Source organism: Chryseolinea sp. T2 (assembly GCF_037203685.1).
Lineage (GTDB): Bacteria > Bacteroidota > Bacteroidia > Cytophagales > Cyclobacteriaceae > Chryseolinea.
The window spans coordinates 211,477-228,253 of sequence record NZ_JBBCAU010000007.1; the positions used below are offsets into that span (position 1 = coordinate 211,477).

Sequence of the window (16,777 nt, forward strand, 5' to 3'; positions counted from 1 at the left end):
ATCTTACAAAGATAGCGCACTTAGAAATTACCCGATTTGTTATTACGAAAAGCCCCTGCCTATGCTGTGGAAACTTTTATATTTGACAACAAAGTCCTCATTACTATGCAACCTAACATTGGAATTAAAAGCGAACACCTCGCAGCAGTAGCAACATCATTAGGCAAGATCCTTGCCGATGAATTCGTACTCGTAACCAAGACGCGCAAAGCGCACTGGAACGTAGAAGGACCTGACTTCTACAGTAAGCACAAGTTTTTCGAAAGCCATTATGAAGCGCTTGATGAGATCATCGATGAAGTGGCTGAACGAATCCGTTCCATCGGACACTTCCCTCCGGCAAGTTTGAAGGAGTTTCTTGCGCTCACGCATCTTACCGAAGCATCGCGCGGAAAGAATGACAGCCAGACATTCGTAAAGGAACTTCTTTCAGATCACGAAAGCATAATTATTCACATTCGCGAAAACATCGATGGATACGTGACCGCCTTCCATGATGCAGGTTCCAGTGATTTTGTCACGTCACTCGCGGAGAAACACGAGAAGATGGCGTGGATGCTGAGAAGCCACCTTAGCTAGAATTTGTCAGCCTCTTTGGGAAAGGACAACGCCATAGCCGTCAATGAGATGGAAGGCATTGAATTCCCGCAGAAATCGTACTTTTGTTGAAATTTTACCAACCCGCTTATGCCAGGAACAGAATTATTTGGCGCAGAGGAAAAGAAGGAAGTCAACGACGTGCTGGAAACCGGCATTCTTTTCCGCTACAATCATGACGCTCAACGCAATAATATTTGGAAAGCCCGTGAATTTGAAGAAGAAGTAAAAAAGATCACGAAGGCCAAATTTGCCCACGCTGTGTCCAGTGGTTCTACCGCTGTGTCGTGTGCACTGGCAGCTGCCGGTATTGGAGCCGGAGATGAAGTGATCGTTCCTCCTTTTACATTCATTGCCAGCGTAGAAGCGGTTTTGTTTGCCGGCGCCCTCCCTGTTTTTGCCGAGATCGACGAAAGCTTGTGTTTGAGTCCTGAAGGCATTCGCGCTGCAATAACACCGAAGACAAAGGCGGTGCTGCTCGTACACATGTGCGGCGGCATGGCTCGCATCGACGAGATCGTCGCTCTTTGCAAGGAAAAGAACATTGCACTTGTAGAGGATGCCGGACAGGCGTTCGGCGCAAGCTTCAAAGGCACCTTCGTAGGTCTGTTTGGTAAAGCCGGAAGCTATTCATTCGACTTCTTCAAGATTGCTACTGCTGGTGAAGGCGGAGTGTTCGTTACCAATGACGAGCAGGCCTATCGCCACGCTGAAACATATTCGGATCACGGTCACGATCATATCGGCAACAACCGCGGAATGGAGAACCATCCTATCGTTGGATTCAATTTCCGCATTGGTGAACTCAACGCTGCTGTCGGCGTGGCGCAAACACGACGTGTTCCTTATGTAATTAAGAAGAACCGTGAGAACAAGGCATTCCTCACTGCGGAACTGAGCAAGATCCCCGGCGTCAGCTTCTCTAAACTGGCAGACCCTGCAGGAGACTCTGCAACATTCCTCAACCTTTTGTTGCCAGACACCGCTTCAGCAAAACGCGTAGTCGAAGAGTTTAACAATGCAGGCGTTGGAGGGTTCAACTATTGGTTCCTCAATATGTATCATTTCATTAATCAGTGGGACCACCTCAAGAACATGAAGACCGCAGCACCGCTTGCGATCCAGGTTCTTGGTGCACCACAGGACTATACCAAATTGCAATTGCCGAAGTCGCAGGAAGTGGTTGGACGTCTTATCTCGTTTGGTATCCGCGTAACGTGGACCGAAGATGAGATGAAAGCACTTTGCGCAAAGATCAAGGCCTGCATCCAAAAAGCGTTATCACCAATCCATGCATAAGAACTTCAAAGGAATTGAAAAGACCGTATTTGGTCACGGTAGTTTTAATCAACTGGATGAAATACTGGCAGAACGTCGCGGCGACAATGCCAAATTCATGCTGTTCGTCGTTGATCAGTACTTTAAAGACAAACCACTTGCCAAACGCATACCGGCGAAGCCCGAAGACTCAGTGGTCTTTGTCGACGTTGATGTTCACGAACCTACTACCGAACAAATCGACAATCTGCGCGACAGTATATTGAAGACGAAAGGGCTTCCTGCCGGCGTTGTTGGAATCGGCGGCGGCAGCGTGATGGATATTGCTAAGGCGGTATCACTCATGTTCACCAACGAAGGATCGTCAACACTCTACCAGGGCCTTAATCTTATCAAGAAACCAGGCATTTACCACTGTGGTGTTCCCACCATTTCAGGGACCGGTGCCGAAGTTTCGATGACTGCAGTTCTCACAGGACCAGTTAAGAAGCTTGGACTTAAATGTGAATGGACCGTTTTCAATCAGGTGGTGCTCGATCCGGAATTGATTGCCACTGTTCCCCGCAACTGGTGGTTTTATACTGGTATGGATACGTATATCCACTGCGTTGAGTCGGAAAACGGACAATATAACAACGCCTATAGCCACGCATATGCCGAGCAGGCAATGAAGCTCTGTCGCGATATATATTTGGGAGAACAAAGCGGACAGAATGCTGAGAATGATGAAAAGCTTATGGTCGCTTCCCTCATGGGTGGCCTGAGTCTTACGTATTCAGAAGTAGGCGTTTGCCATGCACTGTCTTATGGTCTGTCTAAAATTCTCGGAACCAGACATTGCTACGCAAACTGTTTAGCATTCAATCATCTCGGTGATTTCTATCCTGAAGGAGTTGCCGAATTCAAGGAGATGATTCGCAAACACAAGATCGACCTGCCGCAAGGTCTTGCCAAAGAATGGACCGATGAGCAGATCACTGCAATGGCAACTGTATCGTATAACCTTCCACATATGTGGAACCACGCGATTGGTTCTGATTGGAAAGACAAGATCACTGTAAAGTCAATCGAAGAACTTTTCCGCAGGCTATAAATGGCGCGCAGCGGTTGTATCAACGTTATACGGATACGATCAGCTGCACCCGATTCAATTAAAAAGATCAACCACGCTTAAAGCGAAAACAATGAGCAAGAAAATTGTAAAGGTAGGAAACATCGAATGTGGAACTGATGATCTCTTTGTCATTTCAGGTCCCTGTGTGATTGAGGAAGAAAGCATCATGATGAAGACTGCGGAGAAGCTGAGAGAAGTTTCCGAGCGCATGAAAATCAAGATCATCTATAAGAGCTCGTTCCAGAAAGACAACAGGAGCAGCCTTAAGTACTATAATGGTCCTGGTCTCGACAAGGGTGTAAAGATGCTGGCCAAGATCAAAGAACAGTTCGGCTTCTCCGTATTGACGGACATTCATTATCCGGATCAGGCAAAGGCTGCAGCTGAAGTAGTAGACGTACTTCAGATCCCCGCTTATTTGTGTATGCAGACAGACCTTATGGTTGCTGCTGCCAAGACTGGACGCGTAGTGAACATCAAGCACGGACAATTCCTTGCACCTGATAATATGAAGCATCCCGTTACAAAATGTAACGAGGCAGGAAACGACCAGATCATTCTTACCGAACGCGGCTATACCTTTGGCTATAACGACCTGATCGTTGATCCAAGAAGCTTCTATCACATGGGTAAACTCGGTTATCCTGTAGTATTCGATATCACACACTCCATTCGGAAATATGGAATTCCAAGTGCTTCATCTGCGGGTGGTGCGCGTGAGTTCCTTCCCGTTTTATCCAGGGCTGGCGTTGCAGCCGGTGTTGATGGTGTATTCATCGAAACACACCCTACTCCTGAGACTGCTCTTTGCGATGCCGCAAGCCAGTTGTGTGTATATGATTTGGAGGAGTTCCTGAAGCCTTTGATTGAGCTTCACGCCATCCAGGTGAAATACAGGGATCGCGAAGTTATTCCTGCCTGATCTTATACGTAAACAATTGTATACATGGAGCTGTATCTGGATTCAGCAGATATTAACGAAATAGAAGAAGCTTTTAAGCTGGGCTTCTTATCCGGCTTGACCACTACACCGACGTTTATGCATCGCGGTGGCGTTACGGATATCGATGGGCTTATTGTAAAACTTTCGAAGATTGTCCCTGTACTTCAGATCGAAGCCCTGGGCGATACTGCAGAGGAAGTACTTGCTGAGGCCGAACGACAACTGGACCTCGGACTTGATCCACAGAAAACGGTATTCAAGATTCCGGTGTCACTGGAAGGCCTTCGCGGTTGTGCGCTTTTGAGAAAGCGTGGACTGCAGGTTAATGTCCACCTGGTGTATACGCTACAGCAGGCCTACATGGCAATGCAGGCCGGTGCTACTTATGTTTGTCCTTTGGTAGGACGACTCCAGGATCAGGGTCACGACGCATTGTCGTTAGTGGAGCAATGTGTATTTGCAGCCGATCATTACGATTATGACACTAAGGTGATGTTCTCCTCCGTTCGGACGGTCGAGCACGTGCGCAACGCGCTCAACATCGGCGTCCATACGATCACCGTTCCCTGGAAGATCCTGAAAGTGTTGCCTGAAAACAACTTTACCACGCTTGGCACTGATCAATTCATCGAGCACACGAGACTGATGACGGTAAAGGTGGGTGATGCAATCAGCAAAACCAATCCGATCGTAAATGCCGATGTACCATTGATGGATGCCATCGTTAAGATGACAGAATATGGATTTGGTGCAGTGACGGTTGTTAAGAAAGATGGTAGCCTCGTCGGGGTTTTCACCGATGGCGATCTGCGTCGGAAGATTCAATCTGAAGGACGCGACGTTCTTAAGAAGAACATCGGTGACTTTACATACAAGGCCCCTGTTTCAGTTGAAGCGAATGCGATGCTTAACGATGCTTCGACGTTGTTCAAGAAGACCAGTGTCGATTCGATCCTGGTAACGGACGGCGGCAAGCCTGTGGGCATGCTCGACATTCAGGATCTGAAAGCAAACGGCACAAACTAGAAAACAGTTTATCAATGAATATTAAGTCGGGCAACTCGCCCGACTTTTTTGTTAATCAACATGGACATAGAGAAGTTATTTACTGATATCGGCGGCGAGTTCCGCATACCATACGAAGCATTCCATTCGAAACTGAAGGGCATCCGTGCCTTCATCTTTGATTGGGATGGTGTTTTTAATGACGGCGTGAAAGATCATCAGGGCAGCAGCAACTTCAACGAAGTAGATGCCATGGGTACGAACCTTCTCCGTTTCAGCCGGTGGCTCGACCGTGGTGAGTTGCCTGTTGTTGCCGTGATGTCCGGTGAGCGAAACACGTTGTCGTTTCAACTCACGACGAGAGAACACTTCCATCAGGGATACTTCCGTGTAAAAAACAAGATGCAGGCGTTCCGGCATTTTGCAGCACTGCATAATCTGAATCCAAAGGAAATTGCTTTTGTGTTCGACGATGTTCTGGACCTGGGACTCGCTGAAGAAGCCGGACTTAGAATTATGGTACAGCACCCGGGCAGTCCATTATTCAAAAAGTTTGTGCATGATCATCAGCTGGCCGACTATGTCGCAAGTCGTTCGCTTTACAACGTACGCGAAGCTTGCGAACTGATCATCGGTGCCACTGGCAACTACGAAGCAGTGATTTCAAACCGGGCACACTTCACCGAAACCTATGAGCAATACCTGGCTGCCCGTCAGGCGATAGAAACACAGTATTTTACCGTTCAGGAACAGGAACTTCGCCGGACCGAGATTTAGTTAGGCCTGCCAAGTTCCCATCTCGTGTGTCGGAAGCATCTATCTGTAGGAGCCTTCCATCTGGCGTTCCTATTATTGGTAGCTTATGTGTGTTCCAATTTAAACCCAAACACATGAGACAGGCCGAGACATCAATAGCAGGCAATGGAAGGGCACGCACGATGTGGCTGGCCTGGCTCATAGTGGGAACATTGGATATCACTGCAGCCGTTATCCAAACGCTAATCAATGGTAGAAATCCCCTGATGATGCTTAAATTTATTGCCAGCGGAGTGTTCGGTTCCGATGCGCTGGCCGGAGGCAACGGCTACGCTGTACTGGGTTTGCTCTTTCACTATATGATCGCCGGCATATGGACGTGGCTTTTCTTTCAGCTATACCCCCGGCTCAGATTTCTTCAGGAGAACGTCTGGGTAACCACGATCGTCTATGGGCTTTTCGTATGGTTTGTGATGAACCGTATAGTCCTGCCGTTATCAAATACTCCTTCAATTCCCTTCACCGTAAAGGGAGCTCTTATCAGCGCAACAATTCTGATCTTTGCCATCGGTATGCCGTTAGCAATGATGGCGAGGCGACATGCATGGTCGAGATAACAGGACATCCTGATTCTTCAACTGGTTTCAAAAGGATCAACGAGAGTCGCCTGGCTAAACGAGACTTTTACTCACTGCTAACATTATTCAATTGAAGTTCATCAACGCGCTTATATATAGCCAGCGTCCCTGGATCCGGCTCCTCCGTCACATTATTTTCTGGCTTGCTGACGTTTTCAATTGGATGGTAGTCGCTATCGGAGCCGGCGCACCGAAGGGCGAGTTGTACACTTTTCTCCTGTCACTACCCATATGCATGGCCGCGACCTACTTTATCCTCTACTATCTCATGCCGCGGATTTCCGGCGCTGCCTTATTTGGATACATCGCCCTGACTATAGTAGCGTTGGGAATATTTCTACGTGCGTACAAAATCTATTTCGCATACCCACTGACAGGTATGACTTTCCCCGAAGGGTTTGCTCAATGGAATCTCGGTGTAGTGATCAGAGAAATCTTTACATGGCTTGGAGTTGTGTGTATGGCGATCATTGTGAAACTCGTAAAGAACAAGAGGGATCTGCAGGAGAAGAATGAACAGCTGATTGCCGAAAAACGTCAGGCAGAATTAAACTTTCTAAAGGCACAAATGCATCCGCACTTTCTGTTCAATACGTTGAATACGCTTTATTCGGAAACGCTGAAGCATCCAGGGCGGGAACAGGAAATAGTATTGAATCTTGCTTCTTTGCTTCGTTTTACTCTGGAGGAGTGCAACAAGCCCGACATACCGCTGGGACGCGAGATCGAAGTCATAAAGCATTATATAGAGCTGGAGAGAATGCGACACAATTCAAGATTGAATGTATCTCTTACCACTCCACGGGAGGCGCTTTCTCAAAAAATATCGCCGTTGATCTTCCTTCCCTTTGTTGAAAACAGCTTCAAGCATGCCCTTCGAAACATCAGAGGTTCGGTACAGATTGTGATCAACATCCAGGCATCGGGAAATCGCGCAATGCTGATGGTGGAAAACGATCACATCTCAGGCAACGGCAATGGTAACGGACAGGGTACTGGTATCGCCAACATCCGCCGCCAGCTGGAGCTCCTGTATGACACCAACTACTCATTACAAATCTCTGACACTGACAATAAATTCCGGGTCTCATTATCTATACCAGTTAACGCATAGTTATGGAAAAGGTGAGTTGCTTAATTATCGAAGATGAAAAGCCTGCACAGGAAATTCTTCGGACATTCGTGGGCAAAACAGATTGGCTGGTTCTTCAAGGTGTATTTAACGATGCTGTGGAAGCTCTTGAATACCTGAGGAACCACCAGGTGGATTTATTATTTCTCGACATTCAACTGCCGTCACTAACAGGGTTGCAGTTTCTGCGCACGCTGCAGGATCCTCCGGCCGTCATCATCACAACGGCCTATTCAGAATATGCTCTCGATGCATTCGAGCTTCATGTGCTTGATTATCTCAAGAAGCCATTTTCATTTGATCGCTTTCTTAAGGCGGTGAATCGTTACCCGGCTCTTGCTGCAAACGGCGACAACAAAGAAGTTGCCACAGGGAATCAGACGTTTGGTTTCTTCAACGTTAACAAGACCATGAAGAAAGTAATGTTCGACGACCTCCTTTATGTAGAAAGCATGCGGGAGTACATCTATCTTCACACCAATAAGGGAAGAGTTATCACCAAAATGAGTACTCATGAGATCGAGGAGATACTGGGCGAAAAGTTCCTGCGCATACACCGGTCCTTTATTGTGAACGTCGATAAGATCACAGCCTTTAATGCGGAAGAAATCTTTATTGATGTAAAGAACATTCCAATCGGCATCAGCTATAAGAAGCAGGTAGATGAGGTGTTGCGGAAGCACGCTTTTTAGCTGACTGTAAAATAAACTGTGTCACTTATTACTATTAACCGGCGCGCTCCTGGAACATGCCTCCCAATGTAGTAGGCACTGGGCAGGCAATAAGGCCGCAGCATTTTGCCTACTGGTTGGCTACCGTCAGGCGGCATTTTCGCTACGTTTTCCGAAGTCGCTCCCAACTTTTTCGCAAGTCTTACCCAACCCCGCCCAGACTTTCCCAGTCGTTTGCTCAACTCTTCCCAGACTTTCCCAGACCGTTTCCCAACGTTTACCAGACTTTCCCAGACCAGTCGCCCCGACTGTCCGATCCGGAAAAACCTTTACAGTCTGAGTTATTCCGGCTGGGACTTTACACGACCTTCATATTCTGAGGATGGGGAAGACGTCCTGCAATATTTATAAATTGAATACGTCCTAACCATTATCAATAACAGCAAATCATGTCCCTCAAAGTAATTATAACAGGTTCGACCGGGATGGTAGGTGAAGGTGTATTGCTCACTTGTCTCAACCGGCCCGAAGTAAGTCAGGTGCTCTCTGTTAGCCGGAAGCCGGTAGGAATAAAGCATCCAAAACTCAGGGAATGTCTTGTCAGCGACTTTCTTCATCTCGAAACCATTGAGGCACAGCTTGCCGGTTATGATGCATGCTTTTATTGTGCGGGCGTGAGCTCCGTCGGCATGACAGAAGAAGCATATACTAAAATCACGTACGATACTGCGGTTAATTTCGCGAGCACCGTTCAGCGTTTGAATCCAGGCATGGTAATCACGCACATTTCCGGATTGCATACCGACGGAACTGAACAAGGCAAAGTAATGTGGGCGAGGGTAAAGGGTAAAGCGGAGAATGCGTTGATGAAGATGCCGTTCAAAGGTGCATACAATTTCAGGCCGGGGTTCATGTCGCCTGTAAAAGGTCAGCAGCATCTGAAAACGTTGTATCGCGTAATGCTTGTTCTCGCTCCCGTTGTCAAAGCATTGTTCCCCTCTCAGGTGCTTACACTGGATGAAGTTGGAAGGGCAATGATCAATGCTGCGAACAAAGGTTACGAAAAGCAGGTCCTCGAAATTGCAGACATCCGCAAGCTCGCAACACGTTGATTCGCAACGCGTAATTGTTGGCCTCCTCACAAGTTGCGTGGTTAATTGCGCAGGCAACTGCGCATATTACGCAAAAACCCCCTCGTCCATCCGGTTCGAAATCGTGTTCTGCTGGAAAGGCATTGTGTAACTCGCAGGAATTTTCTATAATTCCTGTTAAGTAATTAACACAAACACTAACAATTTGTAAAAAGTATGAGCTCGCAGCGTTTATTATCAATGTTTTTTCTGCTGGCAATTGCAACGGCAGGCTATGCGCAAACAACTAAACCCGCATTCACTGACGACGACCTGAAGAAGTATGCTATCACGATGGACTCCGTGAAGGACATGCAGGAGAACCTCAATGAAAGCATCACCGAAATGGTTCAAAAAACCACGATCATGGAAGTCCCCCGTTACAATGAACTGTTCAAAGTTATCAATGATTCCACGAAGCTTGTTGCTGCGAATGCAAAACCTGAAGAAGTAGCCTTCGTGAAAGAAGTAGCAAAGAAGCGCGCTGATGAATCAGCAAAAATCACCGCCACATTCCAGTCACTTGCAAAGGACTATGTTGGCCTGAAAGCCTTCAATGCCATCAAGAAATCACTAGCTACTGATACCGCGGTTAAGGAAAAGTACGATGCACTGGCTAAAGAGTTAGATGCAAAGAGTTAGTCTGACCGATTCAATCACATACGACATCTTAGAAAAGCGGCCCATTACAGGGCCGCTTTTTTTGCTTTGGGTTGTTATCTCTCGACGGGAGTGCGTTCAGTTTTCCTGATCGGCTGCTTGTGAGAACTCGCTTCAACTTTTGTGGTCTTCTGGCGGATTGCCCCCAGGTACATGATATAGGCCGCGACTGCCAGAAGAACATGACTTATGTCTATATAATTGAACCAGGTATGCAGAGAAATCTCGTTCGTAAACACAACTGAAGCCACGGAAGTCACGACAACTGCCCCTAAAATGATAAGGCTTCCCTTGTCGCGTGTGCGATAGTAAGCATAACCATGAAAGCCGGCGACATTGATAAGGAGTCCGTAGGCGTTGTGATATTGCACCCATTTAAAGTCGAGCGAGATCATCGTGATGGCCAGAATTGCACACATCTCGATGATGTTAAATATCAGGAAGAACTTGCCGATCTTCGGTTGAATGAGCGCCTGTGCATGTGATATAGCCGACCGCTCGACGAGCGCCACAGAGACGATACCCACGATCCATCCCGGTAGTTTCCATGCGAACGTAAATGCATAGAGGAATCCGTGCCCGATAATGCCGCCCCAGGCAGTAGCTATAGCAACGAGCAGAAAATAACGGCGGAAGTGAATCTGGGACCAGTCATTCAAACCCATGCGACGCATTTGCACATACGCATAAGTGCAGACAACCGTCACCAGCAGGTCAGTGATGGTGGCGACTGGTTCGTCGATTCGGATTCCAAATGGAAAAATGGACGTTTGCGGATCTACCATGCTAACTTAAAACGGCAGTTCAATCGATTTGTTCCGCCACATGTGGGGTGGCATTCGGCCCAAGGTAAGTCTTTCCGGCCCAACTTCTCGTAACGTCCTGTATCTCCCATTGTTAAACGTCCAGCTCGAAATTAACCAAGGTAAACCAATTCCTTACGGCACCATTTACATTCCCCAAGCCTTCAATCGTAAACAATGACGGCGATTCTGGGTTCCCCTGGGCTGGAACTTAGTACAGAATGTAAAGATTTATTACACCGACGTTGACCTGCATCGATTGCAACAGCATTTTTTGCAAGTCAGCGGTAACTTTGAATCATTAACCCAGATAGAATGGCGGCTATAAAAAACCTAAACGGCCTTACCGCTGAACAAGTCAGCCGTGAAATCCAGCGCGGCGGACGGTTTGTGATGTATCAATACACTGTCTCTCTCCTTGTTGTCACATTGCAAAGATCGTCGGACATATACTTCATTTCGGCTGACGAAAAGGGAATTGCCGAAGGCATGGGATTCACCCTGCTCTCATTCACCCTTGGGTGGTGGGGTTTGCCATGGGGACCGATAAGAACCGTTAGCAGCATCGCCTGCAATCTGTCCGGAGGTAAAGACGTAACTCAGGAAGTGATGGCACTGATGGATGCCTTCGACAATGGCAAGCCGGCCTCACGCCAGGTTGCATAATATGAGGCGGCATACCTCGCTATGCGCTATGCGCTCATTGACTGAGCATCGTCACTTCCCGTCATATGAAGAACTTCTCCCGGATTCAAAATCTTCAACCCTGCGTTTAGTTTCCCAGCGGATTTAAGTGACAGAAGTTTGGAAACCGGTTCGCCCGGTGGTTCATCACTTAAGTCGAACGTTCCATAATGCATGGGAATCATCAATGAAGCATTAAGATCATTGCATGCATTTACTGCCTCCTCAGGTGAAATGTGAACGTTAGTCATCATCCAGGAAGGCTTGTATGCCCCAACGCCAAGAATAGCGATATCAATGTCGGGGAATAATTCCGACGCGTGTTTAAAATGCTTACCGTACGCAGTGTCTCCTCCAAAATAGATGGTATGGTCCGCTGACTGAATACTGAATGCTCCCCACAGTCGTGTATTCGTATCGTTGTAGCTTCGCTTTGACCAATGCCTGGTTGGCAGGAAACAAAGAGCTAAAGCAGATCTCGTTTTGAATTGCTGATACCATCCCGCACACTGGATTCGTTCGATGGGTATCCATTTCTTCAATAACGAGTCCATTCGGAGACCTGTCAGGACCTCTAACTCAGGATTGTGCTTGAACACTTCCCGAATAGAGCGCTCCTGGCAATGATCACGATGATCGTGAGAGATAAGAAGATAGTCGATGCGTCCCAGCGTCGCAGGTGAAAGGGCATGCTTCGAATAACGTTTCACAAAAGGCAAATCGTAAAATACGGGGTCTATCAGGATCACGACTCCACTGACACGTATATAAAAAGTCGCGTGTCCAAGCCACACAATGCAGTCGTCATTTTGATGAACGAAAGAATTATCGTCGGACACTTTTAGTCTGAAGTGATCCCGCGCTTTCTCATTTCGCTGAGGGTTTCTTGAAAAGGTCCATTTCAGAACATCAGTGAATTGTGGAGCAAAAGGGTGCTCTTCATCTACAAACCGATTGTCATTTTCATAAAGGTTGCCCGGCCATCCTGGCTTGATAACCGGCAACCTGTAGTTTCTCACGCGTATTGCAGTCACGGATCGAAAAGATTGAAGTTTCAAGGTAATGCATTGCAGTCGCAACTCCCGGATATTCCTCATTACATTAGTCCGTATTCGGACAAAAATGTCCCCGGCCGTTCAACCATTTTATTGAAGATTGTTCCTGGGGCCTATTGGAACGCATGGAAAATGTTGGTGCGACTTTGGCAATGGCAGTTCAAAATACGGGCGCATGCTGTACAACTACCTGAAAATCGCGCTGCGAAATCTGTCGAAGTACAAGGCATTTTCCATTATCAATATGCCGGCATGGCAACAAGCCTTGCCTCCTGCATACTGATATTTGTCTTCGTTTCCGATGAACTCTCCTTCGATAACTATCACCCCGACGGAGATCGCACCTATCGTATTTACAATACCGTTACCAACGAGGGCGTCCAGCAAAATCTCCCCATTGTTCCATATCCATACGCATCAAGGATGCAGGAAAGTTTCCCGGAGATAGAATCAACATTAAGGATACTGGACACCTATGAGGAACAGTTGTTTGACAAAGACGGAAAGAAGTCCAACGAAGGCCAGGGCGTTCTCTCCGAGTCCGGAATATTTGAGATGCTCTCATTGAATGTTGTTAGTGGCAATCGCGACTCGGCAGTGACCCGGCCGGGAACAGTCGCTTTATCAAAGTCATTAGCGGAGAAATATTTCGGCGCGAACGATCCTGTTGGACAATCAATTAAGATTGACAATATAGAAAGAGAAGTTACCGCAGTGTTCGCCGATCCACCTTCTAATTTTCATTTGAAACTCCGCTACATACTTTCACTGTCAACCACCAACTGGGCCGCCCGGTTTGGCGACAACTTCCGGCGGCAGCAGATATTTACTTATCTCAAACTGAAACCTGGCTCAGATGCGGCTACTCTTGAATCTAAGTTCCCGGCATTCATTGAAAAATACGCTGCGCCCCAGTTGAAGGAGCTCGGATCACACTATGATGCGCACCTTCAGAATATCAGCGATATCCACTTGCACTCGTCATCTTTTCAATGGGAGATTGCGCAACGCGGCGATGCTCAAAGTGTTTACATATTGATTGCCACTGCCGCGATCATACTTCTGATTGCCATCTTGAACTTTGTAAATCTTTCAACAGCGCGGGCAACGAAGCGAATTAAGGAAGTAGGTATCCGAAAATCCACAGGCGCATTGCAAAGCCAGCTCATACTTCAGTTTCTGTCTGAATCGATCCTCGTTACCTTGGTCGGACTTGCCATCGCGGTGGTAATTGCAGAAACCTCGATGCCATTCTTAAATGCGATCGTGAACAAACAGCTGTATATAGATTACAATTTTCAGTTCGTGTCAGTGGCGGTGCTGTTCTGCCTGACGCTCGGAATAGCTGCCGGCTCCTACCCTGCCCTGTATCTGTCCCGGTTCAGACCCGCACTCGTGCTATCGAAAAAACGACTGGATGGTAGCGGTGGATCAATGCTGAGGCAATCACTCGTAATTGTTCAGTTCATGTTATCGTTCTTCCTCGTTAGCGGATCCCTGATCATCATTGCGCAAAACAAATTACTGAGGGAAAAGAACCTTGGCTTTGACAAGTCGCATGTTGTAGTTATACCGTTGCGTTCTCCTCAATTGACAAACCAGTCGACCACCAGGCTGCGATATATGAATCATCCGAATGTGGTGAATGCAACGATTGGTTTCGGCCTCCCAGGCAACCTGGTTGCAGGTGATGGCGTCGTCGATCCTGTATCTGGTAAAGAATGGTCGACATCATTGTTCTGCATCGATCACTACTACATTGAGACCATGGGAATGGAACTGGTTGCGGGCCGCAACTTCGCCGTCGAGTTTCCATCTGATTCTACTGATGCTTTCATCGTTAATGAAACGTTCCTTAAAACGTATGGGCTGGGCGACGCCGAATCATCCATTGGCAGGCGGCTCGATTGGCCCCGCTGGGACAAAGGAAGAAACGTAATGAAGCGGGGAAAGATCATCGGCGTGGTGAAGGACTTCCACTTTAAAAGCCTGCGTGAACAGCTCACACCTGTAGTGATGCAGTTGTTTCCTTATGCCAGCTGGCAAATGGCCGTCCGGATCAAGAGCAATGATGTGTCTTCTACACTTGAACATCTGAAGAAGACCTACGAGCAGCTTGATCCCGAGTGGACATTCTCATATGAATTCCTTGACGAACGACTCGACGAGATGTACAAGTCTGAGCAACGGCTCGGCAAATTGTTTCTGCTCTTCACTTATCTCGCAATTGGAGTTGCCTGCCTCGGACTATTTGGATTGGTAGAATACACAGTGAATCAGCGCGCGAAGGAAATAAGCATTCGCAAGGTTCTCGGTGCCAGCGTTTCCTCGCTGCTTGTGCTTCTTACAAAGAGATACGCAGCCCTGCTCGCCTTCTCGTGCGTCGTAGTCGTTCCTGTAATCTGGATGGCAGCCCAACGCTGGTTGAATCAGTTTGCTTATAAGATCAATGTCGAGCCAGCGATTTTTTTCAAAGCGGGTCTTCTCATCACAGTCATCACAGCCATTACCGTAGCGTCACTGGCGATACGGGCGGCACTTCAAAATCCGGTGCGCAATCTGCGCAGCGAATAAGTTTTCTCAGGCCTCACGATAGGAAATCTTTGCTTTTGGAGTGTGAACCATTTGCCACACTTCGTACCCCGATGCGGACATCACCCAATATAATGACGTGCAAGTATTCTAAGATCCGCCATTAAATCACGCCAAATACTCACGCACGCAATTTGCGTCCTGCCCTGAGAAAAGACCTATGGAAAAGGAAGCATCAAAAATTAAGAACCTTGTCAATGAGGACGCAATAGATAAATTCAAAGAGCTCGTAAAGCATGAATCGACTTGCTTGCTTACAACCAATTTAACGCAGTTGCCACTAAACACGCGTCCCATGGCGGTGCAGAAAGTCTGTGACCAGGGCAATTTCTGGTTCCTCAGCGGAAGTGACACGGATAAGAATATCGAAATATCGAAGGATCCCAGAGTGCAGTTGTTCTTTCTGAACACAAGCAACTACGAGTTCCTTTCAGTTTACGGTGAAGCAACCATTACGAGAGACCGGGCGAAGATTGACGAACTTTGGACCGATATCGCTAAAGCATGGTTTGAAAAGGGAAAGGACGATCCCAGGGTCACAGTGATCAAAGTAACTCCGATTGAAGGATACTATTGGGATACAAAGAGTGGCAAGCTGGTTTCACTTCTGAAGATTGCAGCTTCGGCAGTTACTGGGAAGACATTGCAGGAAGGAGTCGAAGGTACAATTGCTGTGAAGTAGCCGGAGAGCGGTTGAATGAAGTGGTGGTGATCAACTCAACAGGCGCCTTAGTGTTTTGAAGTGTAACCGCAAAATGTAAAACACTGAATGTAAAATTTAAAAGTGTTTGAATGTAAAATGAAAGAGTGTTAATGCAAGAGAGGCTGTCCTATATGACAGCCTCTCTCATTTTTCTTCGGATGAAGGGAACCATTACGGGAACAGTTTCGGTGCCCGTGACGTCCAGGAACAACCTTCACGCTATACGCAGATCGACGGTCTTCTCACTCGCTCTTGAGTGCATTGGCCGGACTTCCTGATCAATAGTTGATGTTTAATGTAATCGGCACTGCAGCGAGTGCCTTGGAAATTGGGCAATTTTCTTTAGCGCCGTTAGCAAACTTTTTGAAGTCTTCAGCTGAAAGGCCATCGATTTTGGCAGCATTAAGATCAAGGGTAATGCCAGTGATTTTAGGTCCACTTGTATCGAAGTCAACAGTTGCTTTCGTAGTCAGGTCGTTTGCAGTATGCCCGGCCTGCCCCAGGGCAGCGCTTAGAGCCATGGTGAAGCAGCCTGCATGAGCAGCGGCAATTAGTTCTTCAGGGTTCGTGCCAACGCCTTCGGCAAACCGGGCATTAAAGGAATATTGAGTATTGTTCAGGGTGGAGCTTTGTGTTGTGATCTCGCCTTTTCCGGCCTTAAGATCACCTTTCCAATGAGCACTTGCTGTTCGTTTCATAAATCGAAAGGGTTAGTTGAATCAATTGCGGAAGTAGGGGAAAAAAACTGATCCGCACAATCAATCGGCCCTCTGAGTTGGTCCTTTGAAGGCCGGTGGTAACATCAAAAAAGCCCGATTTCAGGTTGTGTGTCCGGTACCTGTAAACGTTAGCGGTGTGCGGTCGATTGCACTGACAATACGTACTTCAAAGTCGTCTCCTCATCCGTTTATCATTCCCATACGCCGTGTGAATCCACTTTGGAAAAATAAAGGTAGATAACACACTTGTCTTATAAGCCAAAAATTGCAATCTTCGATGCAATCGATTGCGTTATT

Annotated in this window: 17 protein-coding genes; 14 read left to right on the top strand and 3 right to left on the bottom strand. The window is 47.3% G+C overall.

From position 1 onward, the window contains the following. Positions 1–105: 105 nt before the first annotated feature. From WBG78_RS22070 to WBG78_RS22120, 11 genes are all read left to right on the top strand, one after another. Positions 106–579: a Dps family protein gene (locus tag WBG78_RS22070; RefSeq protein WP_337328666.1), complete on the top strand. Its 474-nt coding sequence runs from the start codon at positions 106–108 to the stop codon at positions 577–579. Between the two features lie 108 nt (positions 580–687). Continuing rightward, entirely contained in the window at positions 688–1,896 is a 1,209-nt protein-coding gene (locus WBG78_RS22075) for a DegT/DnrJ/EryC1/StrS family aminotransferase (RefSeq protein ID WP_337328667.1), read from the top strand. Further along, complete coding sequence (locus tag WBG78_RS22080; RefSeq protein WP_337328668.1) at positions 1,889–2,968, top strand: iron-containing alcohol dehydrogenase family protein; 1,080 nt, start codon at positions 1,889–1,891, stop codon at positions 2,966–2,968. Before WBG78_RS22075 ends, WBG78_RS22080 begins: the two co-directional genes overlap by 8 nt. A 91-nt stretch (positions 2,969–3,059) precedes the next feature. Then, entirely contained in the window at positions 3,060–3,911 is an 852-nt protein-coding gene (gene kdsA / locus WBG78_RS22085) for a 3-deoxy-8-phosphooctulonate synthase (protein ID WP_337328669.1), read from the top strand. Between the two features lie 24 nt (positions 3,912–3,935). After that, complete coding sequence (locus WBG78_RS22090; protein ID WP_337328670.1) at positions 3,936–4,958, top strand: transaldolase family protein; 1,023 nt, start codon at positions 3,936–3,938, stop codon at positions 4,956–4,958. A gap of 60 nt (positions 4,959–5,018) precedes the next feature. Then, positions 5,019–5,714: a phosphatase gene (locus tag WBG78_RS22095; RefSeq protein ID WP_337328671.1), complete on the top strand. Its 696-nt coding sequence runs from the start codon at positions 5,019–5,021 to the stop codon at positions 5,712–5,714. A gap of 113 nt (positions 5,715–5,827) precedes the next feature. Beyond that, on the top strand, positions 5,828–6,310 hold the full coding sequence (locus tag WBG78_RS22100) for a hypothetical protein (RefSeq protein ID WP_337328672.1): 483 nt from the start codon (positions 5,828–5,830) through the stop codon (positions 6,308–6,310). A gap of 91 nt (positions 6,311–6,401) precedes the next feature. Continuing rightward, positions 6,402–7,445, top strand: a complete 1,044-nt coding sequence (locus tag WBG78_RS22105; RefSeq protein WP_337328673.1) for a sensor histidine kinase — start codon at positions 6,402–6,404, stop codon at positions 7,443–7,445. A 2-nt stretch (positions 7,446–7,447) separates the two neighbouring features. Beyond that, positions 7,448–8,155 (top strand): LytR/AlgR family response regulator transcription factor, encoded by a 708-nt coding sequence (locus WBG78_RS22110; protein ID WP_337328674.1) that lies wholly within the window; start codon positions 7,448–7,450, stop codon positions 8,153–8,155. Between the two features lie 428 nt (positions 8,156–8,583). Next, entirely contained in the window at positions 8,584–9,246 is a 663-nt protein-coding gene (locus WBG78_RS22115) for an NAD-dependent epimerase/dehydratase family protein (protein WP_337328675.1), read from the top strand. Between the two features lie 195 nt (positions 9,247–9,441). After that, positions 9,442–9,906 carry a hypothetical protein gene (locus WBG78_RS22120; protein ID WP_337328676.1) on the top strand — a complete coding sequence of 155 codons (465 nt, stop codon included), beginning with the start codon at positions 9,442–9,444 and terminating at the stop codon, positions 9,904–9,906. Positions 9,907–9,980: 74 nt separating this feature from the next. On the opposite strand, the gene WBG78_RS22125 is transcribed toward WBG78_RS22120, so the two are convergent. Beyond that, the gene (locus WBG78_RS22125) at positions 9,981–10,709 is read right to left on the bottom strand and encodes a DUF6962 family protein (RefSeq protein ID WP_337328677.1); all 729 of its coding nucleotides are present in this window, start codon (positions 10,707–10,709) and stop codon (positions 9,981–9,983) included. 333 nt (positions 10,710–11,042) lie between these two features. On the opposite strand from WBG78_RS22125, the gene WBG78_RS22130 reads away from it, so the two are divergent. Next, a complete protein-coding gene (locus tag WBG78_RS22130; RefSeq protein WP_337328678.1) occupies positions 11,043–11,393 on the top strand; it encodes a hypothetical protein in 351 nt (116 codons plus the stop codon). Positions 11,394–11,419: 26 nt separating this feature from the next. On the opposite strand, the gene WBG78_RS22135 is transcribed toward WBG78_RS22130, so the two are convergent. Then, the gene (locus WBG78_RS22135; protein ID WP_337328679.1) at positions 11,420–12,445 is read right to left on the bottom strand and encodes an MBL fold metallo-hydrolase; all 1,026 of its coding nucleotides are present in this window, start codon (positions 12,443–12,445) and stop codon (positions 11,420–11,422) included. 273 nt (positions 12,446–12,718) lie between these two features. Here WBG78_RS22135 and WBG78_RS22140 point away from each other — a divergent pair, with 273 nt between their 5' ends. Further along, the gene (locus tag WBG78_RS22140; protein ID WP_337328680.1) at positions 12,719–15,040 is read left to right on the top strand and encodes an ABC transporter permease; all 2,322 of its coding nucleotides are present in this window, start codon (positions 12,719–12,721) and stop codon (positions 15,038–15,040) included. Between the two features lie 178 nt (positions 15,041–15,218). After that, entirely contained in the window at positions 15,219–15,740 is a 522-nt protein-coding gene (locus WBG78_RS22145) for a pyridoxamine 5'-phosphate oxidase family protein (protein ID WP_337328681.1), read from the top strand. Positions 15,741–16,039: 299 nt separating this feature from the next. Here the strand turns inward: WBG78_RS22145 and WBG78_RS22150 are convergent, their stop codons facing one another. Continuing rightward, on the bottom strand, positions 16,040–16,459 hold the full coding sequence (locus WBG78_RS22150) for an OsmC family protein (RefSeq protein WP_337328682.1): 420 nt from the start codon (positions 16,457–16,459) through the stop codon (positions 16,040–16,042). Positions 16,460–16,777 lie beyond the last annotated feature (318 nt).